The 24,597-nt window shown below is 43.5% G+C and carries 17 protein-coding genes; 1 reads left to right on the top strand and 16 read right to left on the bottom strand.

The window, feature by feature from the left end; translation table 11 throughout:
- Nucleotides 1-115: 115 nt before the first annotated feature.
- The 9 genes from IRJ18_RS04025 to IRJ18_RS03985 all read right to left on the bottom strand — a co-directional run bounded on the left by IRJ18_RS04025 (nucleotide 116) and on the right by IRJ18_RS03985 (nucleotide 15,333).
- Nucleotides 116-4,297, bottom strand: coding sequence for a hybrid sensor histidine kinase/response regulator transcription factor (locus IRJ18_RS04025; RefSeq protein ID WP_194104920.1), 4,182 nt, complete (start codon nucleotides 4,295-4,297; stop codon nucleotides 116-118).
- 248 nt (nucleotides 4,298-4,545) lie between these two features.
- Nucleotides 4,546-6,519 (bottom strand): sialate O-acetylesterase, encoded by a 1,974-nt coding sequence (locus tag IRJ18_RS04020; RefSeq protein WP_194104919.1) that lies wholly within the window; start codon nucleotides 6,517-6,519, stop codon nucleotides 4,546-4,548.
- A 129-nt stretch (nucleotides 6,520-6,648) separates the two neighbouring features.
- Nucleotides 6,649-8,631 (bottom strand): RagB/SusD family nutrient uptake outer membrane protein, encoded by a 1,983-nt coding sequence (locus IRJ18_RS04015; protein WP_194104918.1) that lies wholly within the window; start codon nucleotides 8,629-8,631, stop codon nucleotides 6,649-6,651.
- Nucleotides 8,632-8,648: 17 nt separating this feature from the next.
- Entirely contained in the window at nucleotides 8,649-11,813 is a 3,165-nt protein-coding gene (locus tag IRJ18_RS04010) for a SusC/RagA family TonB-linked outer membrane protein (RefSeq protein WP_194104917.1), read from the bottom strand.
- A 497-nt stretch (nucleotides 11,814-12,310) separates the two neighbouring features.
- Nucleotides 12,311-13,405: a glycoside hydrolase family 43 protein gene (locus IRJ18_RS04005; RefSeq protein ID WP_194104916.1), complete on the bottom strand. Its 1,095-nt coding sequence runs from the start codon at nucleotides 13,403-13,405 to the stop codon at nucleotides 12,311-12,313.
- Between the two features lie 240 nt (nucleotides 13,406-13,645).
- Complete coding sequence (locus IRJ18_RS04000; protein WP_194104915.1) at nucleotides 13,646-13,963, bottom strand: antibiotic biosynthesis monooxygenase; 318 nt, start codon at nucleotides 13,961-13,963, stop codon at nucleotides 13,646-13,648.
- Between the two features lie 12 nt (nucleotides 13,964-13,975).
- Nucleotides 13,976-14,197: a hypothetical protein gene (locus IRJ18_RS03995; protein ID WP_194104914.1), complete on the bottom strand. Its 222-nt coding sequence runs from the start codon at nucleotides 14,195-14,197 to the stop codon at nucleotides 13,976-13,978.
- A 7-nt stretch (nucleotides 14,198-14,204) separates the two neighbouring features.
- Nucleotides 14,205-14,858, bottom strand: coding sequence for an NAD(P)-dependent oxidoreductase (locus IRJ18_RS03990; RefSeq protein ID WP_194104913.1), 654 nt, complete (start codon nucleotides 14,856-14,858; stop codon nucleotides 14,205-14,207).
- A 1-nt stretch (nucleotide 14,859) separates the two neighbouring features.
- Nucleotides 14,860-15,333, bottom strand: a complete 474-nt coding sequence (locus IRJ18_RS03985; protein WP_194104912.1) for a hypothetical protein — start codon at nucleotides 15,331-15,333, stop codon at nucleotides 14,860-14,862.
- Nucleotides 15,334-15,429: 96 nt separating this feature from the next.
- Between IRJ18_RS03985 and IRJ18_RS03980 the strand changes: the two genes are divergently transcribed.
- Entirely contained in the window at nucleotides 15,430-16,068 is a 639-nt protein-coding gene (locus tag IRJ18_RS03980; protein WP_194104911.1) for a MarR family winged helix-turn-helix transcriptional regulator, read from the top strand.
- A gap of 30 nt (nucleotides 16,069-16,098) precedes the next feature.
- Here IRJ18_RS03980 and IRJ18_RS03975 read toward each other — a convergent pair whose 3' ends face one another.
- The 7 genes from IRJ18_RS03975 to IRJ18_RS03945 all read right to left on the bottom strand — a co-directional run bounded on the left by IRJ18_RS03975 (nucleotide 16,099) and on the right by IRJ18_RS03945 (nucleotide 24,543).
- The gene (locus tag IRJ18_RS03975) at nucleotides 16,099-17,157 is read right to left on the bottom strand and encodes a dihydrodipicolinate synthase family protein (RefSeq protein ID WP_194104910.1); all 1,059 of its coding nucleotides are present in this window, start codon (nucleotides 17,155-17,157) and stop codon (nucleotides 16,099-16,101) included.
- Complete coding sequence (locus IRJ18_RS03970) at nucleotides 17,157-18,179, bottom strand: NAD-dependent epimerase/dehydratase family protein (protein ID WP_228072540.1); 1,023 nt, start codon at nucleotides 18,177-18,179, stop codon at nucleotides 17,157-17,159. Before IRJ18_RS03970 ends, IRJ18_RS03975 begins: the two co-directional genes overlap by 1 nt.
- 27 nt (nucleotides 18,180-18,206) lie before the next feature.
- Nucleotides 18,207-19,403: an Nramp family divalent metal transporter gene (locus IRJ18_RS03965; protein WP_194104909.1), complete on the bottom strand. Its 1,197-nt coding sequence runs from the start codon at nucleotides 19,401-19,403 to the stop codon at nucleotides 18,207-18,209.
- 41 nt (nucleotides 19,404-19,444) lie between these two features.
- On the bottom strand, nucleotides 19,445-20,212 hold the full coding sequence (locus tag IRJ18_RS03960) for a glucosamine-6-phosphate deaminase (protein WP_194104908.1): 768 nt from the start codon (nucleotides 20,210-20,212) through the stop codon (nucleotides 19,445-19,447).
- A 380-nt stretch (nucleotides 20,213-20,592) separates the two neighbouring features.
- Entirely contained in the window at nucleotides 20,593-21,645 is a 1,053-nt protein-coding gene (locus IRJ18_RS03955) for a Gfo/Idh/MocA family protein (protein ID WP_194104907.1), read from the bottom strand.
- A 22-nt stretch (nucleotides 21,646-21,667) separates the two neighbouring features.
- Nucleotides 21,668-23,017, bottom strand: a complete 1,350-nt coding sequence (locus tag IRJ18_RS03950) for a neutral/alkaline non-lysosomal ceramidase N-terminal domain-containing protein (protein ID WP_194104906.1) — start codon at nucleotides 23,015-23,017, stop codon at nucleotides 21,668-21,670.
- A gap of 191 nt (nucleotides 23,018-23,208) precedes the next feature.
- Complete coding sequence (locus IRJ18_RS03945; protein WP_194104905.1) at nucleotides 23,209-24,543, bottom strand: hypothetical protein; 1,335 nt, start codon at nucleotides 24,541-24,543, stop codon at nucleotides 23,209-23,211.
- Between the last annotated feature and the right edge of the window lie 54 nt (nucleotides 24,544-24,597).

Genomic DNA, 24,597 nt, shown 5'->3' with positions numbered 1-24,597 from the left:
ATGCTCGCTTTTTGCAAAAACATGTCATAAATGTTCATGCGTCAATATTTTCAGAGATTAACGGCCAGATTATGCTTTTATCAAGATACCAGATATTAACTTCGGATCAATATGATCAAACCGTAGTAGTTTCAGGTTTTATCTTAGTGTCTTTACGTTTGGCATGAATATATTCTGAAGGCAAAACATTGTATTTTGCTTTAAAAAGTCGGGAAAAATAACTTGGTGTGCCAAAGCCAGTCATATAGGCAATTTGGGCTACGTTATAGTCGCTTTTTTCAAGGAACTCGGCTGCCCTGTCCAGTTTTACCGAACGGATGTATTCGATGGGGGTAAGGCCCGTCATCTCCAGTAGTTTATGGTAAAGCGAACCCCTGCTCATCCCTACGTGCCTGCTTAAATCTTCTACTGAAAGCTCGGGGTTATTTAGCTTTTCATCTATATATTTAACAATGTTATTCAGCAGTTTCGCATCAGTTGATTCAATTTCTATTTCTTTCCCAACCACATTTATTTGTCGTGAATAAGTATCTTTAAGCGAACGGTTGTATAATAACAGGTTTTTAATTTTGGTATTCAGTATTTCAAAATTAAATGGCTTTGTAAGGTAATCATTAGCCCCAGCTTCCAACCCCATAATCTGGTTCTCCTCGCCATTGATGGCCGTGAGCAGGATAACCGGTATATAGCTGGTCCGCTTATCCGATTTTATTTTGTGACTAAGTTCTATACCATTCATATACGGCATACTTACATCGCTCACTACCAGGTGCGGATGAATGGCCAATGCCTTTTGCCATCCCTCTTTGCCGTTAGCAGCTTCCACAATATGGTAATAGGCTTGCAAGCTATCTTTTAAATAAAACCGGAACTCCTCGTTATCTTCCACTAAAAGGACTGTAGCCATTTGATTTTTTAACATCGTCTGTTCCTGGCCGTTGGGTATTGCTTTAGCTAACGGATTTTGATGCGTTTGCTCAAATTCCTGGCTACTACCTGTAAAATCAGCCTGGTTGACAACTAAGGGCAATTTTAAATAAAAAGTACTGCCAGTACCCCGTTCGCTCTCAACTTTAATTTCACCGCCATGCAATTGTACAAATTCCTTAGTTATGGACAGCCCGATACCGCTTCCCTGGTTTAATACTAATGCTGTACTGCTGTCCTGGAAAAACCGTTCGAAGATCTGATCTTTTAATTCGGGCTCAATACCTATCCCGGTATCAGAAATAGCCAGGCAAAATGTAACCATATCGGGAACCTCATTTTGCTCTACTGACATTTTTAACCGGATGGCCCCCCCTTCGCTGGTAAATTTAAAAGCGTTTGATAGCAGGTTAAAAATGATCCGTTCAATTTTATCGTGGTCAAAAACCGATGCCAAACAGGGAACATCGCTCTCTACAATCAATGCTATCTTTTTCCGTTCGGATAGGTCCTGGAAAGACTCGGCAGCTTCCTGAACAAAGGAAATAATATCCCCTTCTGAAAGATTAAGCTTCAATTCCTGTTCCTCCATTTTTCTAAAGTCGAGCAATTGATTGACCAGATTAAGCAGTCTGCGGGCATTCCGTCGGATCATCTTTACCTGGTTAGCTATGGCCGGATCATTCTGAAGGGATAACAGTTTATCAGCAGGGGCCAAAAGTAACGAGATCGGTGTCCTGAATTCATGGCTTAAATTGGTAAGGAACTTTATTTTCAAGCCATCAAGTTCGTGTATCCGCTCAGCTTCACGGCGCTCCTGTTCAACTTGCCGCCTGGCATTAATCTTTTCCTGCTCCAGCGCAAGCCTGAGTTTTATTTTCCGGATACCCCGATGCCGGATATACCATAATAATCCCAAAAATGAAACGAGATAGAGAAAATATGCAAATTTAGTACGCCAGATAGGCGGAAGTACATGGATATGTATAGTAGTCGGCTGCGCGCTCCATTTTCCTTCAGCGTTATTTGTCCGTACCTGGAAAGTGTAATCGCCAGGGTCGAGGTTGGTATAATAAGCTGTCTTTACGGTGCCTACAAAATTCCAGTCGGGATCGAACCCCGATAGTTTATACGAATACCGGTTTTGCTGCGGAGCAGTATAATTAAGTGCCACATAGCTGATTGAAAAGTTTTGACCATAAGCAAGCCGCACATCTTTGGCAAAACCTATCTGCTCGTGAATAGGCGAAGTTTCACCCGGCAGTACTGTGCGGTTAGCTATTTTCAGGTCTGTTAATAGTACAGATGGCATATCGTTATTTACAGGCAAAATGGCCGGTAAAAAATAATTAAACCCATCCTGCCCCCCAAAATATAGTTCACCTGTCGATGCTTTCATCCCTGAGCCTACGATAAAAGGACTGTCCTGCACGCCATTATGTTTGGTGAAACTTCTTACTTTACGAGTTTTAGGGTCGATACTACTTATTCCTCTATCCGTACTTACCCATATCAGGCCATCGTTATCCTCTAATATCTTGTAAACAATATCGTTCAGCAAGCCATTCGTTTCATCAATTTGGGTGAACTGGCGGGTGTTTTTATCAAAAAAATTCAGACCGCCGCCATTGGTGCCAACCCAGGTATTACCTGCCCTGTCATGTAATATACTTAGTATCACATTATCAGAAAGTTTGCTGTTGGCTTTATCATAATGTGTAAAACTGCGGTCGGCGCGATGAAAAACAGCGAGCCCTGTACCATACGAGCCCAGCCACATATCCCCGTTTTTGTCTTCTGCAATTGCACGTAAATAACCGTTAATAGGCATGGCAAATTCGCCCTTATTTCGCGGATGGTTGTTGTATCTGGTAAATGTCTGGTCTTTGGGATTGAAAATATCGACCCCCTCGCCGTTTGTCCCGATCCACACCAGCCCCTTACTGTCCTGCTTCACGCAGAAGATATCGTTCATGTTAATATTATAGGGCGCCGGGCCAGACAGGTACTGCTTGTAATGATTAGTTTGAGGATCGTAAAGAAAAAGCCCGTTTTGGAAGGTCCCTATCCATAATTTATTATCCAAACCCAGTTCCAGCGCAAGGATAGATAAAGGCGTACCGGCACGATGAATGCGGCTGTTGATATCGAAATGTTTAAAAAGACCTGTACTGCGGTTAAAAAAATGCAGGCCACCGCCATCGGTACCAACAAATGCCCCCTGACCTTTGTAATCTGCAAACGAGGTAACAATTGGTGAGGAAAGTCCCAGGGGATCAAACGGGGCGCCATGTTTCAGGTTAAAAAGGGCCAGGTTTGGGTCATATTTATTAACCCCGCCTTGATAAGTCCCGATCCAGGTGATCCCCTTCCGGGCAATGCAGATACTTCTTACAGATTTATTGCTAAGCCCAAAAACATTCCGGCGATTGGGCTGAATGCTGTTAAAAGTAAATGTTTTACAATCTAAAATATTCAGTCCTTCTTCAGTACCAACCCAAATTTTTCCGCCGGGTACGGGTACTACAGAATAGATAAGGTCACTGGTAATTGAGGTTACTTCTTTATCTGAATGATGAAAAACCCGAAAGCTTTTCCCATCGGGCTGAAGCATGTTTAAACCATTTGTTGTCCCGAAAAATAAACGGCCCTCGTTATCCTGCGCTATAGATTTAATGGAGTTGCTGCTAATGCTGTTAGGGTCGGTATCCTGATGGATAAACCGCTTAAATGTAGTGCGTTCAGCATTGTACAGTACCAGGCCATCATTGGTACCTATCCACATCCGGTGCTGCTTATCTTCGAACAGGGATAAAACCAAAAACAGGTTCAACCGGCGCGGATTTAACTGCTGCATGTCCACCTGCGTTAGTTTACCTGTATGTGGGTTAAGTATCTTTAGGTTACTGTAGCTCCCCATCCATATATTACCCAAATGATCTTCATATAAAGATGTTACCGGTGTTGTTTTATAATCCGGCCACGTGCCACCAGCTTTAAAAGCGACGAAGGAGTCCTGCTTTGGATCATAATAAACTACCCCTCCTGCATTTGTCCCTATCCATATTTTTCCTGATCTGTCCTCTAACAATGCATTCACTTCGTTACCGGGAATACTGGCACTATCGCGTATATCGTGATTATAAACCGTGAAATTAGTCCCGTCGAATTTATTTAAGCCATCTCCCGTCCCAAACCACATCAGCCCGTTACTATCCTGCAAAATAACATTGACGGTATTAGAGGAGAGCCCGTTTTTGGTGGTAAGTTTTGTAAAATTAAGACTCTTTTGGCCGAAGGATTGCTGCAAAACAAGCAGTAACAATGTCACAACTGACCAGTGCCTACCACATACAAATCTTTTTAACATCTTCTGAGTTTAAACGTGACTATTGCCAACGGTTGCATCGGTTCAAACAAAACATTTAAACGGAAAGATAATGCTATCTACTGCCACAAATGCTCTTGTTTTTAATTGGTTAATATGACAAATATATTTTTTGGTTAACGATATGTTATACTACAAATGTTTAAATGTAAGTAAAATTTGTTCAATTTATGCGGTTATCACTTTTGGCTATTTGATCAATATACCTGTGGTTTAGATAGTTTAATTGATCAGTTATCATCAGTTTCGAAAGGTGAGGCCGGCAACCCTTCTTTATTATATAAATTCGCCCCTTGGGGATTATCAGCCCAGGCGTAACGGACCGAGACAGGGTTTGCGATAGTATCATTCCATACAATTACCTTATTACCTTCTATCCTTGCTTTTGCCCACACGTACTTTTTATCGGCCCCTGCTATTGCAAAATAATAAAGGTCCCCGCCGCCTTTAACTACCAAGCCGCTTCCGGTATTACTGAAAGTCAGTACCATTTTATTGCCCTCAACTTTTGAAGACTGGTAAATTGGGCCCGAGTAAACCATTTCCTTAGTGCCATAGGCCAAATGTTGCGCCCAAAGGGCTAAACGTTCACCTACATCCTTTTTATCCACCGGGTGTATGTCGTTCCATTCGCCAGCATCAATAGTTACCGCCATACCTGTATTAGGTACAGCCAAGCCCTCTAACTGCCTTTGTCTTAATTGCGCCCAATCGCTTTCTTCAGGAGAATAATCGGCTTCCATAAAATTTGGCAACTGCGCATACAGGAAGGGGATATTGCCCTCGCCCCATTTGTTTCGCCAGTCGGCAATTAACGCAGGTAATAGTTTGGCATATTCTTTGGGCTTACTGGTGTTCGCTTCGCCCTGGTACCATATGAACCCTTTTATAGCAAAATTAATTGCCGGTGCAGCCATGGTATTATATAAACCTGTTGGTGCATTTTGGGCAATTATCGGCCTCGGGCCATTATTGTTTCTGAATCCGTCAAAGCTAAGTCGGGGTTGCACCTGGCCTACCTGGTAGGTCCATTCGCCGCGCAGGTCCAGCCGCTGTCCGTTGGCGTTTAAGGAATAATTCTTCTCCGGTACAAACCCACCCTTACCTGCCGTATTGATAACTTTTACAATAATGACGTTTTTACCCGGTTCTAAAAGCCCGGCAGGGACATCATACCGCCGCGGCGGGTATTGATAGGTAATATTTCCTACAAACCGCCCGTTTACGAAAGTAGAATCAGCGTCTATTATCCTGCCAAGAAATAGCTTGGCAGGCACACCTGTCATGCTTGCAGGCACTTCTATTTCCTTACGGAAATAAAGTATGCCATTTAACCCCCGTACCCCCTGATCTGCCCAATAACCGGGCAACCAGAACGGGTGCCAGTTTTGCGGCACATAAGCAGGGTCGGTCCATTTTACCGGGCCGCTTGTGCCTTTATCCGGTTCAACCACGGGCCGCTGAAAATTACCACGGGCCTTTTCAACTTGCCTGTTCAGATTATTCATATAAGCCGTGTCCCTGAAATTTTTGATCAAAGCCAGATCAGCCGGAAAGTCCTTAAACCCATCCGCGCTCATCCAAGCTTCTATAGGCACCCCGCCTACGCTTGAGTTAATGATACCAATGGGTACACGATATTTTTGATAGAGTTGTTTGGCAAAAAAATACGTAACACCGCCAAATTCCAGTATACCTTGTCCTGTAGCGGCAGTCCATTTACCGGGAGGCAGGTCATCATATTCTTTGGTAACGTCTGACTTGGTTGGTACAAAGAAGTTCCTGATCTCGGGGAAGTTATCATGGGTTACTTCTTCCGGGTATTTTTCTTTTAAGCGCTCCATTGCCAATACCATATTTGATTGGCCCGAGCAAAACCAAACATCACCAATTAGAATATCGCTTAATTTAATTTCATTATTCCCTTTAATATACATAGCATACGGGCCCCCTGCTTTCATTGCGGGTAAATTGATCAGCCATTTGCCATCGGGGCCGGTTACCGTATGCATTTTTGTACCATTAAATGCAATATTTACCTTTTCGCCCGGCGTTGCCCATCCCCATATTTTTAATTTGATACCGCGTTGTAATACCATATGGTCGCTTACTAATTGCGGCAGCCTGATATTTGCAAAAACCGGCGATTTAAAAAGTACAAGCAGCAGGAATACAACCGGCAAACCGAACAACTTTCGATTCATATTGGTCAATTTTTAATTTTGATGAAAACGAGATAAAAACGCTTAATTATTGTTAGTTAAGTACAATAATTAGTAAGTTGAATTAAAAAGCTGCCCGGGGTTTCCGGGCAGCTTAGTGATGGCTAATAATTAATAACCGTTGTTTTGTGGATATGCCGGGCCTGTTAGCACTGCATTTATTAATCCCTGAGGGATTGGCCAGCGTGCGTGATAATCCTGCACATTCGGGCCACCAACAGCATTATACATTTTATTACGCCTTACCAACTGTTGGGTCCTTACCAGGTCGTACCAGCGGCGCGGGTCGCCATAAAATTCACGGGAATATTCGTCTAATATTAAGTCCATACCGCACAAAGTTCCCGGTGTAGTGGTATTGTTAGGTATAGCCAATTGCGCCAATTGTGCCGGGGTTAAAGCCATAGCAGCAGCATTAGCAGTATTAGCGGCACCCATAGTAGCCGAAGTAACATAAAACTGATTTTTTGCTGTAAGGTTGGCATCATCCGTAGTACGGTAAGCAGCCCTTTGACGTATAACATTTAATGAGGTTGCAGCATTAGGTATATTACCCAGCATATAGTTAGCCTCAGCATTCATCAGGTAAACTTCTGAAAAGCGCATCAATATAATTGGTCGACTGGAGAAATCAAGGATACCTGTACGCTTTGGGTCATCAAACTTTTTAACGGTTGGGAAAATAACGCTGTTAAACTGCTTTGGAGTAACTATTAAACCTTTAAAAGCGTCCCGGCGGGCCATAGAAACATCAGCACTTGGCATCAGGATAGCAGTATCGCCATCCATTGGTGTTATATATGCGGCTTGCCCCGGGGCAGCACTAAGTGGCGAACCAGCCGGAGGAATAGATGATGTAGTAGGTATCAGCTTACCTTTTGAGGTAACCCTGTCACTTTTAAGCCCTGCGCTTACGTTTGGATTTGTACATATCCAATAAGTTTGGAAGGTAGCGTCGTACCGGGTGTCATGTATCTGGTCGGCAAAGGCCACATCCATTGTATAAGGTTTATTTGGGGCTAAGCGCACATAAGGGCGGCCATTATAAACATCGCGCACCATGCCTGCACTACCGCCCATTTTTTGCGGCACCGCATCAACACCCGGGACATTATCTACCCCCGGCCCTACGTAGTTAAAACGGGCCAATACATATAACTGGTTAATACCGTAACCACCGGAACCCTGTTGGGTATAGTTTGAATACAAGGGGTCTGAAATACCATAATCAATAGCAAATAAATTTTCTTTGCCATAATCATTTGCGGGTTTATGTTCATCCCAATAGTCCTGCCATAGGTCAAGTCCGTAGGTTGCTTTATTAGTTATCAGCTGGGCGGTTATATCTGCCGCTTGCTGAAAATCGGTACTTTGTTTTGCTTCGGTATAGCCACGGGTAAGATAGGCTTTAGCTAAAAACGCTTTAGCTGTTGCAGCAGTAGCGCTTTTACCAATACCCGCTGCCGAAAATGGGTTTGAACTGGTAATAGTATTAGGCAAGCCTGTTGCGGCATCTGTAAAATCCTGTATAATAGCATTATAAATGTCGCTCAATTTTGCAGGTGCATCGGCAGATGCTGCCTGTGTATTAAAGGTAAGATGCAGGGGGATGCCGCTTTTTTGAGTAGCAGTAACACCACCATATGTTTGCACCAGCCAAAAGTAAATGAACCCGCGTAAAAACTTAGCCTGTGCAACAAATTGGGTCCGCGCTGTAGGGTCAGTAATTAACGCCGAGTTTTGAAAAACGCCGTTAAGGGTGTTAATATCTATATATAACCCTGTTATATCCGGCCCGTTTGAAGCTGTGATCCCTTTAAAGGAATTGTATAATGGCGGATTGGTACCCGCGCTGCCGCCGGGTATGTTTTCATCGGTACCATCATAAAAATACACAAGGCCTTCGCCAGAGAAAGCACCCCTTAAATCCTGATAGACGCCGGTTACAGCGGCCTGAACACCACCCGCGGTTGAAAAATAATCGGGGTAAAGACCAGACCGCGGCTGTTCAACCAGTAGCTTTTTACAGCCTGTAACTGATGTTAATATTATTGCCGCAGCAATAGTAAAACTGTTTTTATTTAATATTTTCATAGCTCACACTGTTATAATTAAAATCTTGCATTAATCCCAATAATGAAATCCCGTGTTTGTTCGCTTGCATTTATGCCAACCCCACGGAAGTTAGTACCGCCTGTGCCGGAATTTGTCCCTCCAATATTACCGCTTGCTGAAGGATCGGCAGGATTAGTAGAAGCACCTCCGTTTGTGTTATAATTATACCCTGATTCCGCATCGGGTACCGAGAAACTTTGCTTGCGGATAGGTGCATAAATAAAGAAGGGGTTTGTTACATTGGCATATATCCTCAGCGAACTCATCCCTATCTTTTTCAACAGGTTTCCGGGCAAATTGTACCCAAGGTTAATGCTTTTAGCCCTGATAAACGAGCCATCATAATACTGCAAAGTGGAATAATAGGGCACTGGTGCATATGAGTTTGGCTCAGGAAAAGCATTGGTGGGATTAGTAGGTGTCCAGTAATCTAACACCGGCTGGTTATGGCGGCCCTGATTAAGGTACTGCCAGCCATTGGTAGATGAATTAGATGATGACACATAAGGAACTACAGTGGTAAAGCCCATACGTCCCTGTATCACAAGGCTTAGGTCGAAATTCTTATAGCTTACGCGGTTTGATAAGCCAAAGCTGTAATTTGGGTTAAAATGACCGATGATCTGATCGTCATCCGAGTTGATCTTTCCGTCATTGTTAAAATCCTCTACTTTTATAGAACCTGGTTTTTGGCCGTATACAGCCGCTTGCGTGGCTTCAGATGTTTGCCAGATACCTAATTTTTTTACATCGTATATCACGTTAAGTGGCTGGCCTACAAATTCGCCTGAGTTTATATTACTGAGCCCGCCATTTGGCAGATAAACTACTTTTTCCCGGCTAAATGCGATATTAAAATCGGTTGACCAGTTAATACCTCTCGCATTTTGCAGGTTAATGCTGCTTAAACTAATTTCCAAACCCCGGTCTTCAGAGGTTCCCAGGTTAGTAATTTGAGAACGTGCGCCAGTAGTTACCGGTAAAATGTTCGGTAATATTAACCCTGTAGTACGGGTTTTATAAACTTCTACCGAACCGGTAAGCCTGCTTCTGAACACTGCAAAATCTAAGGCCAGGTTATATTCTGCCGACCGTTGCCAGGTTAACGTTGGGTTAACCAGCGTACTTACCAATACCCCCTGCGCATCGCCGGCAGATACACTGCCAAACTGATATTTAACCGCATTTAACTGCCCTAAAGTAGTATAAGGAGAAATAGTAGTTATGGTTGATGTTTCGCCATAGCCACCGCGCAGTTTCAGGTTATCAATAAAATCGTACTTTTTCATAAAGCGTTCATTGCTGATCACCCAACCTAAACCTACCGAAGGGTAAGTGGTACGCTGGTGCCCTTCTGCAAGTGCTGAATTAGCATCTGACCGAATAGTAGCTGTAAGGTCATATTTATGATCGAACGCGTAATTTAAACGGCCTACGTACGATACCAGTCCCTGCTCGCTAAATGATCCGCCCACATTGCTGACAGTTTGCGCCAGGCCAAGGTTAGAATTCTTATTGGCATCCTCGGGGATACCGGTAGCACTGATATTTGAATTTTCAGTATGCGCCAGTTCATTAGTAAAACCAGCCACAAAGTTTACGCTGTGCTTCCGTGCAAAAACGTTATCATATGTTAACAAATGCTCCTGGTTAAGGCGATAAGAGTAATTATTTGTAGTACTTGCGTTGGTTTTTGCTATAGTGGTAAGATCGGCGCCGTTTATACCGTTGTAAGTTCCCTGTAATGATTGCGAGTAATTATAATTCACTGTATAACGGTATTTTAAGTGGTTAACCGGGGTTATCTCGCCGTATAAAATATTATTGCTTACAAACCCGCGGGTGTAATTATAATACTGGTCTGGCTTACTGCCTGGCAACAATGGGTTTACAAAAGTACCGTCGATCTGATCTGACTGGGGCGTTGGGTTTATAGAACCATCCGGGGCATAAGGATAAGTTAAAGGGCTAATATAGCGCGCTTGCTGCAACTGCCCTGCACCGCCCGAATTGATCAATCGTAATGTGGTTTGTGTACTCAGCCCAAACTTTATATAATTATTTATTTTATGATCCAGGGCTACGTTTAAGGCCATGCGCCTGGTATAATTATTATTGCGCTCAACCGTGTTGTTGGTACGGAAGCCTGCACCTACGTTAAATTGTGTGCGCTCGGTGCCACCGGTAACCCTTAGGTTTTGATCCCAGGTGAAAGCGTTTTGCAATAATAAAGCCGGGTAATCGCTGCTAACACCTTCGGCAAGTGCCTGCTTTTCAATCGTAGTCAAGAAATAATTATTAACCGTCTGATTGTTTTGCAGCAGCGCTCCCTGTGTAGCATCGGTTATTAACTGGGCAAACTGTGTACCATTAAGCATTTTTAAGTCGCCTTCTATTTTATTAACGGCGTAGTAACTATCGTACGATGTGATGGTTTGCCCTACACGGCCACGGTTGGTGGTTATTAATATTACACCGCCCGATGCACGCGAACCGTATATAGCCGTTGCCGAAGCGCCTTTTAACACATCGACACTTTTAATATTGTTAGGGTCGATATTTTCAATTGAATTATAAAATGGCTGCCCATCCAAAACAATCAGCGGGCCATCTACCCCCGGGGCCGCGCCTATGCTGCGGTTGCCCCTTATTGTAATAACAGGCCCATTGGTACCGGTAACAACATCAAGGCCAGCCACACGGCCTTTTAACTGATCGAACACATTTGATGCGGGGATCTCTTTTAAAACCTTCGCATCAACTGTAGCTACTGTTCCGGTTACATCTTCGCGTTTTAATGTACCGTAGCCAACTACCACTACCTCGTTCAGGTTGCTGGTGCTGCTAACAAGCGTTATGGTTCCCAAGTTGGTTACGCCTTTGGTTAGTGTTTTTACAAAATCGGTGTAGCCAATAAAAGAAACGGTTACTTTACTGGTGCTTGCCGGTACGGTAAGCGCAAATTCGCCCCTGATATTAGCTGTAGCAGCGGTTGTTGTACCTGCTATTTTTACAGTGGCGCCTATAAGGGGTTCGCCCTTTTCATCTACCACTTTACCATGCAGGGTAACGGTTTGGGCAAAAAGGGTTAGGGAAATTAAATTCACTGATACAGTGACCAGGAAAAATTTCCATAAATTAATAAGTTGAAGTTTTTGCATATTAATGTTCAATTAAATAATAATAGTTTGATTTCCCCGGCAAGTCTTACTCGGAAGGGCTTTTTACATCAGTATTATAAATAATGATCTTTTAGGTTTGAATTTTTATCATATGTTTCTCAGTTTATAATTGGTATTTATTTATGGTTTATCTTATATCGTATTAATGATCGCGTTTACCTGTAGTTACACTATTTATATGATGCTACTTCAAAAAGCAATCGATTGCATAACTAAACAAATTGCTGCCTTATTGATCAATTAGTAGGGCAATAAATGTTGGATGAATTATAATTGGTTGTTAGCCAGTTTTATTAAATTGGTTTTTTAATTACTTAGCAAGGTAAAGTTCTGTTGTTTGATGAATTAGCGATGCGAATTTTCATCAAAAAGATGTCAGGAATGTTCAATTTCCTTCACAAACCACATTATTTCGTTCATTTTAAGCAGATACATCTTTTTTCATCACAAACATCCGGTTATAAAAACTCAGCCGGTTATTTTACAAATGGATCTATCAGTTTAATACTGCCATCGGCATTATGAACCAGTTCCGTAACCTTAATATTGCGTAAATGGGTTTTACCTGATAACTCGGTATCGTGATAAAAAATATGCCATTTGCCTTTTACCTCAATAATGGAATGATGAGTGGTCCACCCCTGCACAGGTTTCATAAATACACCTTTGTAGGTAAATGGCCCCATAGGACTATCGCCTATTGCATAGCACAGCAAATGTGTATCGCCGGTTGAATAAGTGAAGTAGTATTTGTTATTGAACTTATGCATCCAAGACCCTTCGAAGAAACGGCGGTTATGGTCTTTCGTTAACAATGGTTTGCCCAGGCTGTCCAGTATTACCACATCTTTTACTGTCCCGTCAAACTCTTTCATGTTGTGCTTTAGTTTAACCACCTTGCACGAAATGGCTGGTGCGTCTTCGTCCTTCCCGTCAGTTTTTGATTCATTGGCATATTTTCCGTTAACCCAGCGTTGTAACTGCCCGCCCCAAATACCTCCGAAATACATATATGTGGTGCCATCGGTATCTGTAAATACAGCCGGGTCTATGCTATAACTACCTGCTATAGGCTGTGGTTCGGCTTTAAAGGGGCCTGCGGGATCTTTTGACGTAGCCACCCCAATATGGAAGATATCTTTTTTATCCTTTACCGGAAAATACAGGTAATACGTGCCATTTTTATAGGCGGCATCGGGTGCCCAAAGCTGCCGGCCGGCCCAGGGGATATCTTTAATATCCAATCCAACCCCGTGGTCGGTAACTTTACCTCCAATGCTATCTATGGATAGGATATGATAATCGCGCATTGCAAAATGGTCGCCGTTATCATTTTCGGCAATCCCGGCATCAATATCATGCGAGGGATAAATGTATATCTTGTTATTAAAAACATGCGCAGATGGATCAGCAGTATAAATGCTTTTGATCAGCGGTTCTGTTAAAAATTTTACTTTTTTGGCGGTGTCGGCACCGACAGTTTTTTTCGCAGGCGACGCGCAGGAAACCAGGCCGGATAATGCAATGGCCAAGCCAGCCAACAGGACATAGTGCGGATTAAATTTTCTCATCGGTTATATTAGGTTAATAAATTGCCAGGTTAGCCCGCTCCCGGTATGGGCGCGGGTTAATTTTTTGATGGAAGACCAAGGTATTTCCAGTTAATATTGTCCAAATGTATTCCCGGGGAGGAAAGGACAAGGCATCATTTGTTTAAATAAACGATAAGAATGTTCAGGAGGGTAAATTATTCCGCGGATAATACCATTGACCAGCTCGCCTACATGGGCGGACTTAACAGTACGTTGCGGTTATTGTTCACTTAACAGGCTGTATTGGCCCCGTTCCGTCCGGATATGAAGACGTTCCAGCATGGCGGGCAGGTTGAAGCCCGGCCGCTGGTATTCGGTCTGCACTAATGCTTTGGCATTTTTCAGCGCCGCTTCGCTGGCCCAGGTAGCCACGGTGATGCAAATAAAATTGCCGGCCTCGTCCGTGCAGCCATAGGCCTCGTCTTTAATAAAACCCGAGAGATGTTTTATCATATTGCGGTTGATCGCCATTCTTTCCATAAATTCCCCTTTGGCACTTTGTGGCATTATAAAGCGGTCGATAAATATTTGTTCCATATGTATTAGATGTTATTTAAGCAAATGGGTGCAGGCATAACCCAGCCCCGCCATAAGCCTGGTAATTTGTTTACTGTCGATAATAGTGTGCCTTGATTCGATCCGCAGGATGCGGTCACAGTCCTCCAGGTCGAAATTGATCCGGTAATCCGGAAAATGCTGAGATAATTGCTGAACAATATGGGCAGCCACACGTACCTGCCCAACATCGGTTTTAAATATTTCAACCAGCATAATTCTATCAGTAAGCGATCTCTACCGTCGCCTGGACAGCTTCTTCGTTGTTAAGGTTATTTATTATCCAATGCGCAACATCTGCACGTGATATTTTAAGGCAATCCTTTAAAAAGCGGTTAAGAGCCGTGCGGTAATGCCCGGTTAACTTGCCATCTGTTAATTGCGGCGGGCGGACGATCATCCATCCGGTACCGCTTTTTTTCACGGTATTCTCCATCTGCTTAAGGTCGGCATACATGTGCTTAAGCAGCTTTTGAATAATATATTTAGCTACCAAACGCACATACCAGGGAATTACCGGACTAACATCCAGCGCCGACGCGGAAATACAAAAGATACGTTTAACACCATGCCGTTCCATTGACTGCAGCAGATTGGCAATCCCTTGTGAATATAGTATAGTTGGCTTATCACTGAATAGATTTCCCCCGCTGACACCCAGGGCCGAAATGACTACCTGCTGCCCCTGCAAATGATGCGCGAAAGTTTGAGGTTGTAACACATCGCCCTGTACAATAAGTAAGTTTGGATGTACAAGCGGCAACTTAGCCGGATCGCGTACCAGCGCGGTCACCATGTGACCGGCCTGTAAAGCTTGTTCAACAGCCTGACGGCCTATGCCGCCATTGGCGCCCGCAATAAATATATTCATAGCCATATTAATTGAATTTAAAAGCACTTAAAAAAATAATAAGCAGGAACAACAGCAACTGCAGCAGGTGAAAACGGCCCAGACGGCTTTTAATATGCTGTATTTCGTCTGTAAATACCAGTCCGCCGATGGCCAATGCCCGGCGTAGTTTGGTGCCTTGCCGGCGCCCGACAAGCAACCCGTTCAGGATAATCAGGACTACCAGGCCGAACTTGATGCGGAACCAAAGCTGCTCGCCAAAAACGCCTTTGGTTAAGATCATCATACCGATGCCCGACAGGACAAGTGTGGCCGCGCCAATGCCAATAAGCCCCCGAAACTTGTTCATAACTTCGAGTAAAGCTTGCGGCCGTTCGTTTTGGTTAAAAGATCTCCATAGCGATGAATAAGCCAGATAGTCAACCAGTGTGGTGCCAGCCATAAAAACTAATCCGGTTAAATGCAGCATTAATAATGCAGGAAAAAGATAAGGAATTGACATAATTAAACCATTTGGTGATAAACAATAAGCAATATTATACCATTTGGTAGTATATAACAAATAAGTTTTGTCATTTTTTTATAATTTTGCTACCAAATGGTAATAAATCAAACAGTAGAGTTAGTAAAACGCTGGGGCGCATACGAGGCGCAGCATCCGGATGCAAGTATTGAAGACTTTTGCCGCCATGAACTGGCAAAGGGCATAAAACCTGAAAATGAAAGTGTACCCGAAAGTGAGCTACGGCCCGATCTAAACGGGCAGCTGGTAATACTGCTGCGCCGGATCGGTAAGTTCCACATCGCTTATTCCAATAAAGCGCTGGAAGGCACCGGGCTTGACCAGATGGAGGAGTTTGGTATCCTGGTGACGATCTATAATCAAAAAAATCCGATAAAATCTGAAGCGATATTCAACAATATCATGGAATTATCCAGCGGCAGTAATATGCTTATCCGGATGAAGAAACGGGGGCTGGTGAGCGAATATGCAGACGAGCAGGATAAACGGGTAAAACGGTTAAAACTGACGACAAAGGGCGAGGCAACCCTACTAAAAGCTAAAGACCTGGTGCTAAAGGTAGCGCGTATGATGGTAAATGAGCTTACTGATGAGGACAAGCGCCTGTGCATTCAATTGCTGCGCCCTATTGATAAACGGTTTACCGGCCTGTTTCTGAAACAAAAGAACAAACCTTTCGAGGATATCTATCACGAAAACATCGGCCAACGCTAAACCGTTAACCGTGTTTTATGATAGGGCCCGTCACCCTTTATCCTCCTGTAAAAACGCTTTAACAAACTGGTCGTCGTTAAGGTGCGGGTAGTTTTCGTAAACCCGGTCTATCTCTTCCATTTGCCCTGGCGACAAGGCTTCGTGGTCGCTTAAACACCATATGCCCTCTAATAAGCCCTGTCGTCTTAAAATCTCATGGATACCGCTTATACAGCCTGTAAATTGATGCTGAGGGTCAAATGCGGCGGCATTCACATCGGTAACGGCAATGCCATCGGTTAACAGTGCCTGTAAATTGCTGCCCGCTTTCCGGTGTTCTTTAATTTTTGCTAATAATTCCACAGCTCTATGCGTCCAGAATGCCCAATGGCCTAATAGACCGCCATTAAAATGTCGCGATACGGTTTTATCGCCAACTTTAAAAGTATAAGTAGTTAAAAGATCGGGGATAATATTATCATCGTTGCCTGTATACAGGGCAATATCCTGGCTGCGGCCCGAAGTGCATACCGCCCGCACCACGTCTATGGTCTGATAGCGGTTAAAGGCGGCTATTTTAATAGCCTGTACATTTGGCACCTCAGCAAATGCCTTCCAAAACTCGTAGCTTAATAACCTGCCGCCAACGGCTGGCTGTAAATAAAAGCCAAAAACCGGGATGATCTCAGCTACAGTTCTCACATGTTCAATAATAGCATCTTCTGTATGGTTTTTAAACGCGCTAAGGCTTAATAACCCAATATCATAACCATACTTTACTGCAATTTCAGCTTCTTTAACAGCTTGCTGCGTTGAGCCGCAAATGCCGGCTACCTTTATAAAAGGCCTGTCCAAATTTGCCCGGTTAATTTCATCGGCCGCAAGGCTTAGCACTTTTTCAAAAAGATTGTATTGCGGGTCGCGAATCTCAAACTGCGTGGTATGCACAGCTACGGCAACGCCACCCGCGCCGCTTGCCATGTAATACCGCGTCAACCTGCGCTGACGGAACTCATCTAACTGGCGGTGACTGTTCAGCACTAACGGATGGGCCGGTATTACCGCCCCATCCATCAATAATTGCTTTAATTTAGGGTTTAAAGTCTTCATTAGTATTTACCCTCCCTTTCCTGAAAGTGTGTCGGCTTTTTATTTACTTTGCCGCCATTAAGCAACCAGTGGGCAAGTAATGCTATCATTTGCTTTACCGATGTTTTTGGATACCCGAATAACCGGCTGCATTCCGCAGCATTGCTAAGTAATGCTGTGTGCTGGGGCTGGTTTACAAATGTTGGCTTTTTGTTAAACAGATGGCCAAATTCCTTAGCTACCCATTCAACCGACAGGGTTTCGGGCCCGGTAACGTTAAGCAGTTTTGGCGGAGAACTGCAATGCTGGAAGGCGCGCAATGCAACCTCGTTAGCATCGCCCTGCCATATCACGTTTACATTGGCCGTGGCCAGGTCAATAGGCCGTTCTTCTAAAACAGATTTGGCTATTTCCAGCAGTACGCCATATTTAAAATCGATAGCGTAATTAAGTCGATAAATAAGTACAGGTGTTTGATACTGCTTAGAAAAATGCTCGAACATGCGTTCGCGCCCCAGGCACGATTGGCCGTACTCCCCAACTGGTGCCGGTAGTTGCTCTTCAGAACAACCGCCCGAGCTGATGGGTGAATAAGGATAGATATTCCCCGTAGAAAAAGCAACAATACGCGAATGCCTGAATTTCTGCGCTACGCGCCCGGGTAAATATGCATTCATAGCCCAGGTGTACGATTCATTCCCGGTAGTCCCGAATTTGGTACCGGCCATATACATTACATTAGGCACCTCAGGCAGGCTTTCCAGGAAGCGCTCATCCAGCAGATCGCCCGAAATAGCTTCCATGCCTGCATCCGTCAGTTCCTTCAGCAGTTCAGTATCCGAAAAACGGGATACCCCTATTACTTTCTTTTTTACCCCCGCGGCGTTTATAGCGTTTAAGGCAAGTTTAATAAGGTCGGGCCCCATTTTACCGCCGGCGCCTAAAACAATAATATCGCCATCAAGTTGGGCAATATCGTTAACTAAGGCTGCTGAAGGCTTAAGCATTTCCTGTTCAAGGGCTTCCAATGAAACATTCATCATACGGTTGTAATTAATATAATGGTCTTTTTAAATCAATTCAAAAATATTGGTGATAGCCAGCGCTACAATAATTAAGATACCTAAAGCGCCGGATACCTTTTGCCAGGTTTTATTTACCAGCGGCCCCATTATTTGGCTATCATTAGCAATTAAATACATGGCTATGCCAATAAATGGCACCAGGAATATGGTTACACTTTGGGTAAATACGATCAGTTCAAGCGGAAGGCTACCAAATATAACCGCCACCAAACAGCCAATTACCATAACCGTAGCTATTAGTAGTTTAACATATTTTGAATTCAGATCTTTACCGTAACCAAGCGCATCGGCAAACAGGGTACCACCTACTGTAGCATTACCCAACAAGGCCGAAAACGATCCGCCAAACAAGCCCATTAAAAACAGTATGGCTGCATGCCTCCCAAATAATGGTTCTAAAGATTTGGCCATATCCGAAGCGCTTTTAACCGCAATACCCATAGGATGCAGTACCGATGCAGCACAGATAACAATAATGGCAGCCATAATACCCAATATTAATATCCCGGTAAAACTGCCCGAGCCTGAACCACTTTTTACCTTGCCCGCCTTAAGCCTGTATTGAATAAGATAAGCCTGGTAAAAAGCGGCTACTATAGAAAATGTTGAGGCCACAAACGCAATAATGAGCTTGCTTGAACCGGCTGGTACTGAAGGGATAAACCCTTTGGCAATAGCAACCGGATGGGGCTGTAAAATAAACATGGTGGTTAAAAAGGCCACCAGCATAAGGGTGACAAGCGATATCATTACCTTTTCAAGCACCTTATAAAAACTTTGGAAGAACAACAGGCTGATACCAATGATGGTAAACAATACGATCCATGGAGTAGTTGGCGTGTGGGTTAGTTCGCCAAGCGCTATGCCGATACCGATTGAATTACCCGCCTGGAAACAAGCAGTGACTAAAAAAATGCCGAACCCAACCAAAAAGCCAGGTACTTTTCCCCATTTCTGGCTGATAAGGCTTAACAGCGATTCCTGCTTTGCCGTGCCAATACGGGCGGCCATGGCCGTAAAAACAACCATGAAAAAAATGGCGACCACAATCAACCACAACATATCAAACCCATAGGCCGCGCCAAGCTTAGTGGCGATGGTCATTTTACTGGGGCCAAAAACCAGTGCCGCGGTAATAATTCCGGGACCTAACGTCCTGATCCAGTTTTTAAATTTTTCCATTTTACAATGTTGTTAAATTGTGATATCATCGCCACAGTTTTTTAAATCATCGCGCTGCTTAATTTGTCTAGAAACAGTATGGCATTTGGATGTTCCCTTAATATGGTTGACGGATATTTTTCTATTATTTGCTGTTTCAAGGTATTGCTAACCGCTTCAGCCTTTCGTTCGCCCGGCACAAAACAATAAATATATTTGGCGCTCATTAAAGCAGGTATGGTTAGTGTAAGTGCGTTTTCAGGCACATCGGCAAAATCTGCAAAACAATCGTCATTCACCTGTTGCTGGCGGCACGCATCATCCAGCGCTACAACTTTTACTTTCATGGGGTCATTAAAATCGGCAACGGGCGGATCATTGAATGCCAGGTGTCCGTTCTCGCCAATACCCATACATACTATATCGGTTGGGTTGGCTTCAAGTAATTGTGTATATCTTAAACATTCCTGCTCCTTATCGTCCGCGTTTCCGTTCAGGTAATTTACCGTATGGAAGGGAACCTTGCCAAACAAGCTGTTTTTCAAAAAAGCGCCGAACGATTCCGGCGCATCAGCGGGCAGGCCAATATATTCGTCCATGTGGAACGCGTTAATTTTAGACCATGCTATATCGTGCGTAATTAAACTTGCCAAAAACCTGCTTTGAGAAGGTGCGGCTGCAAAAATGATATTTACAAAAGGTTGTGTTTTTAGTAATAAACGTATTTGTTCGGCCACCAGTGCAGCACCAGCCTTGCCCATTTCATCATTGCTTTCAAAAATTTTAATATTCAGGCTATCGGCCTGCAAACCTTTTAGTACTGTAGACATATATGTTATTTAGTATGCGCTGTGTTAAATTGCGTGCAGCAGGTAATTAATACGCCGGGGGATCTTGACATTACATTAAATGTTCAGAAAACATAATCCCGGTTTGTAAAAAGTAATCATTTAAGCTGAAAAAACGCTATCGTTTACGTACACGAAGATAATTATATTATTTAATTCTACAATTTTTAACCAAGATAAAATTGCAAAATCCAGTTTTTTGCTTTGCTAAGACTATCTGTAAATAAAAAATATAATACTTGTAGTTGACGTTATGGTTTTAGTCGGTTTGCCACAAACCAATCTTCGTTACAAAGTGCAAAAAAAGAGGGAGGACCGCCCGGTACCTCCCTCACCTTAAACAATTATATAAAGAACAAAACTTAAAGTTTAACATTAATCATCTGGAGGTCGGTTGGTACGCCTCCATTCTTTTTGCTTACGTCGGCTGCTTCCATAAAGGCAAGCATTTCCAGTGTCACTTCAGGTTTTACCGGGACTTCGCCTGTACGGAAATATTTTACAATTTCTATCAGCAGGTCTTCATATCCGGCATACGGCGCTATACTTTCAATACCATTTTCACAAAACGCGGTGCCGCCGTAATTAGGTTTACCCGACCTTAGGCCGCGGAACACCCCTACCCGGTTATCGGCCCAGGTACCCACCACAACCTCAGTATCCGCAACCGATGTGCGGGTTACGCTTTTACAGCCCGCACCCATTAGCGTATACAATATCTCAACCCCGTGAATGCCGTACCAAAAAAGATCGGGGTGTGTTTTTTCCAGGTGTGCCGGGCTATAGGTATCGGCGCCTAATACTTTACCCAGTTTGCCATTGGCCAAAGCCTGCACTTGCGGTGCAAACCGTAATGATGATGACGAAAAAACCGGGATATTATATTTCTTCGCCGCTTTAAATATCTCAATACCGCCTTCCAGCGAGTTTGATATGGGTTTATCAACAAACACTCTTTTACCGGCCTTTAAAACAGGTATTAGTTGTTTTAAATGCACACGGCCGTCGTTGCTTTCCAACAGCACCACATCTACCTTCTTCAAAAGATCGTCAATGGAATCCACCAGTTCAATCCCCATGCCTTTTATTTCGGCTATAAACTGGGGTTTTCTGCTTAGGCCGTAGGCAATATCTTTAGTGCCTTCGGGGAAAGCCGCCACCACTTTAAAGCCGGCAAGTTCGGGCCTGACGTTGGGTGCATTCAATGATTTTGCAAACGCCACCACATGCGATGTATCCAACCCGATGATCCCTACCCTACCGCTTTCCAGGTAGCCCGAAGTACCGGGGGCCGCCGAAGTATCATATAAACTGGTCAGCTGTTTTCCAAAAACATTCATCGACAGACCGGCGCCCATGGTAGCCAATGCCCCTGTTTGTATAAACTTTCTCCGATTGTATAAATGTGATGACATAATTATCTATAATTATTTATTATTATCTAAAATTATTCGATTGCTTGATTTTATATGCTGCCGGACTAACACCAACGGCTTTTAAAGCCTGTATTGTTCCATTCATAATTTTACGCTCGATACCCGTTTTAAAAGGGCCCATCATGCCGTAATAGATCAGGTTATCATTTGCCTCGTAACCGCCCTCTTTCAGTATCCTTTCTGACGGGATATAGCACATTACTTCATTACTGTATCCTGCTACAAAAAGGTCTTTCCCTTTAAATTGTTCCTTAATTTTCAGGGAGTAATCAACCACTGTTTCACCAGCTAAAGCAATCATATAGAAACTGTTACCAAAATTAATAGCTTGTATTGGGTAGGTGTAGTGCTTTGTATCCCACCCCCTGTTATAAGCTTCCAATACCAGCTTCGCCCGCCGCTGAACATATACACTGCCTGTTTCGATATCCTTTTCATAGTCATCAACACTACGGGGCTGAAACTCCAATTGTGTGGTTAACCATGAACTTTGAATATAAGGAGCTATGGGCCTCATTTTTCCGTTCACCACTGTGGCCACTGCTTTGGCCAAACTATCGCCATGCTGCTGCGCTAACGCAATTGTACCGCGCGGCGCCGGATTCTGATCACCTGCACAACCAAGAATAAACATCGCGATAGCATCGGGGTATCTTTTCTCCAGGTTAATTTGTGCAAAACCGGCATAATCGCCATTCAGCAAAGTGTTATCGCCCTGAATAGTAGTATTATGGCAAGCGTACCCAAACAATATCCCCTTTACAGTACCATCGGGTGCGGTAACCTTAATAACCGGCACATCATGATCGGTAACGCCTTCCTTGTTTACACCGCTTGCAACACCTGTTTTAGTAATTACACGTCTGTTGAAGGCAAAATTTGCCTGGCCATGTCCAACGGAAAGCTGCATGGGCCCAACGTTTTTAATCGCTTCTAAAACCACTTCCACCAGTTTATCGGTGAGGGTGCGCTGGTAAAGCGAAACCTTACGCTGATCTTCCACGCTGTAGTCAGCTATCATGCTTAAGCCAGGCCACACCATTGGCCCCGAGTGTGTATGCGATGAATTGAACATGATCTCTTTGCGCTGGATCCCTATTTTTTCATAGAGGGTATTCGCTACCTTTTCGCTAACCTGATGAGGCAGGCCTAATAAATCGGTGCTCACAATGATCATCCGGTGGCCTGATGCATCCTCAATTACCATGGCTTTTGCCCACAATGGATGGAGTATACCCGTTGCCGGTGTTGTACGGGCAGCAAAGCCGGTCATCCATACAGGCACATCGGGCGTAATGTTAGTTTTAGCCAGGCCAATTTTAAATCCCGCAGCATATAGTATACTTTGCATGCATATAAAAAAAGGAAGCAGTAAGTAAATTTTCCTCATATAATTGGCTGGCCGAATAAACGGTAAAATATCACCGTTAACGTACCCGAAAGTATTTATTATTAATTTTACTTCCAAATTTATTTGATAATTTCTTTAACAAGATATTATTTGAATAAGGATATTAACTGTAATAATTACCAATAGTATATTTACAATATTGGGTTCTTAAAGCGGATGAGATCGGTGCGGGTATTATCATCTTCGGCTGTAACGCGCGCGAGGGTGTAAATATAACCATCGTAACCTACCGCTATGGAATTAACATATACCGGCCGCTGCCCGTCTCCATAAAATATCGGGCCATGATCCTGGTATTTAGCTGATGGGATGTGATAAGTAATCAGATGCAAGTTCTCCAGTCCCCTGGCAGCGCCTTTCGCAATCTCGTCCGTTTCTTTTACCCTTTTACCATCAGTATATATAGGGCCGCCGGTTAAATAGTATATGGTTTCTTTATCCGGGCCTAACTGAAAGCCTAAATAACCGTAGCTAAACTGATCGAACATACCGCTGGCTTTAGAAGGCAACGATGTAATCCGTTCAACAATTTCTACTTTCTTTTTATCCGGATCGAAACGGAACAAATAGCCCGAATTACCATGTACGCCATAGGCAACCTGGTCTTTTTCATACCAAAATATTTTCCGCCAATTGTAGCCCATACTGCCCGGCCTGGAATAGTCGTATTTACCAAAATAGTCCAGCTTCAAATCAACATCGTTTACTAAACCTATATTTCCGGCAACCGGGTTGTAGGCATATATATTCCCATCAGCAGTTGAAAAATAACAGGTGCCATCCCTTGGATCGACAAATAAAGAGCGGCAAAGCGACCTGAAATCCGTACCCGGCATCCCGGCTTCACCTTCGCAGGATGTTTTACCCAGATTTTTTAATACTCGCCGGTCAACATCATAGTGTAAAAAATAGCCCCGCGGCCAGGAGATACCGTAAATCTGTCCGCGCTTTACATCCATATTCATGGATACAAAACCTTCCCCATAAGGGGCAATAGCTAAATCCTCAAATGTCCTTGTTTTTAGATCGAACGAGACAATATGTCCACCCAGGTATAACCGGAAACCTTCCCGCGCGGTTACCGGCATGCGTTCCATACCATCAATAAGCTCATAATACCCTACATGGGTCGAAAAAAACAGCTTGCCATTCATCTCATAAAACCTAACATGGCTTTTCCCCTGCGATATGGCGTTCATTTGCCCTTCACCGCAAATTTCAGTAAGGTCTCCCAGATATTCTATCTCTCCAGAGGCCGTGTGGTAGCAGTATACTTTACCACCGACGTCTATTTTATCAGATGATAAAACATAATAAATGTTTCCATCCGATGCTGTTGATATGGCATTGTAGGTATCATGGGCCTTAGTAAAACCTGAATTAAATGCCTGGGCAATGATTGATTCCTTATCTCCTGCTAATGGGTTTAATTCATTTATGCGTATAGCCTGTTGGGCAGCTTCCATATTGATAATGAGTTGTAGCTTTATTTTAATCTTACCCGATAGATTTATTGATAT

Source organism: Mucilaginibacter boryungensis, assembly GCF_015221995.1.
Taxonomy (GTDB): domain Bacteria; phylum Bacteroidota; class Bacteroidia; order Sphingobacteriales; family Sphingobacteriaceae; genus Mucilaginibacter; species Mucilaginibacter boryungensis.
The sequence above is the reverse complement of the archived record's forward strand: the minus strand, read 5'-3'. Positions and strand labels throughout refer to the sequence as shown.

What these genes read in the sequence shown, in the direction of transcription:
- IRJ18_RS03960 (WP_194104908.1), bottom strand. Translation starts at nt 20,212, where the DNA reads ATGTCTACAGTACTAAAAGGTTTGCAGGCCGATAGCCTGAATATTAAA.
- IRJ18_RS03970 (WP_228072540.1), bottom strand. Translation starts at nt 18,179, where the DNA reads ATGATGAATGTTTCATTGGAAGCCCTTGAACAGGAAATGCTTAAGCCT.
- IRJ18_RS03975 (WP_194104910.1), bottom strand. Translation starts at nt 17,157, where the DNA reads ATGAAGACTTTAAACCCTAAATTAAAGCAATTATTGATGGATGGGGCG.
- IRJ18_RS04015 (WP_194104918.1), bottom strand. Translation starts at nt 8,631, where the DNA reads ATGAAAATATTAAATAAAAACAGTTTTACTATTGCTGCGGCAATAATA.
- IRJ18_RS03955 (WP_194104907.1), bottom strand. Translation starts at nt 21,645, where the DNA reads ATGTCATCACATTTATACAATCGGAGAAAGTTTATACAAACAGGGGCA.
- IRJ18_RS03950 (WP_194104906.1), bottom strand. Translation starts at nt 23,017, where the DNA reads ATGCAAAGTATACTATATGCTGCGGGATTTAAAATTGGCCTGGCTAAA.
- IRJ18_RS03945 (WP_194104905.1), bottom strand. Translation starts at nt 24,543, where the DNA reads ATGGAAGCTGCCCAACAGGCTATACGCATAAATGAATTAAACCCATTA.
- IRJ18_RS04010 (WP_194104917.1), bottom strand. Translation starts at nt 11,813, where the DNA reads ATGCAAAAACTTCAACTTATTAATTTATGGAAATTTTTCCTGGTCACT.
- IRJ18_RS04020 (WP_194104919.1), bottom strand. Translation starts at nt 6,519, where the DNA reads ATGAATCGAAAGTTGTTCGGTTTGCCGGTTGTATTCCTGCTGCTTGTA.
- IRJ18_RS04000 (WP_194104915.1), bottom strand. Translation starts at nt 13,963, where the DNA reads ATGGAACAAATATTTATCGACCGCTTTATAATGCCACAAAGTGCCAAA.
- IRJ18_RS04025 (WP_194104920.1), bottom strand. Translation starts at nt 4,297, where the DNA reads ATGTTAAAAAGATTTGTATGTGGTAGGCACTGGTCAGTTGTGACATTG.
- IRJ18_RS04005 (WP_194104916.1), bottom strand. Translation starts at nt 13,405, where the DNA reads ATGAGAAAATTTAATCCGCACTATGTCCTGTTGGCTGGCTTGGCCATT.
- IRJ18_RS03985 (WP_194104912.1), bottom strand. Translation starts at nt 15,333, where the DNA reads ATGTCAATTCCTTATCTTTTTCCTGCATTATTAATGCTGCATTTAACC.
- IRJ18_RS03990 (WP_194104913.1), bottom strand. Translation starts at nt 14,858, where the DNA reads ATGGCTATGAATATATTTATTGCGGGCGCCAATGGCGGCATAGGCCGT.
- IRJ18_RS03980 (WP_194104911.1), top strand. Translation starts at nt 15,430, where the DNA reads ATGGTAATAAATCAAACAGTAGAGTTAGTAAAACGCTGGGGCGCATAC.
- IRJ18_RS03995 (WP_194104914.1), bottom strand. Translation starts at nt 14,197, where the DNA reads ATGCTGGTTGAAATATTTAAAACCGATGTTGGGCAGGTACGTGTGGCT.
- IRJ18_RS03965 (WP_194104909.1), bottom strand. Translation starts at nt 19,403, where the DNA reads ATGGAAAAATTTAAAAACTGGATCAGGACGTTAGGTCCCGGAATTATT.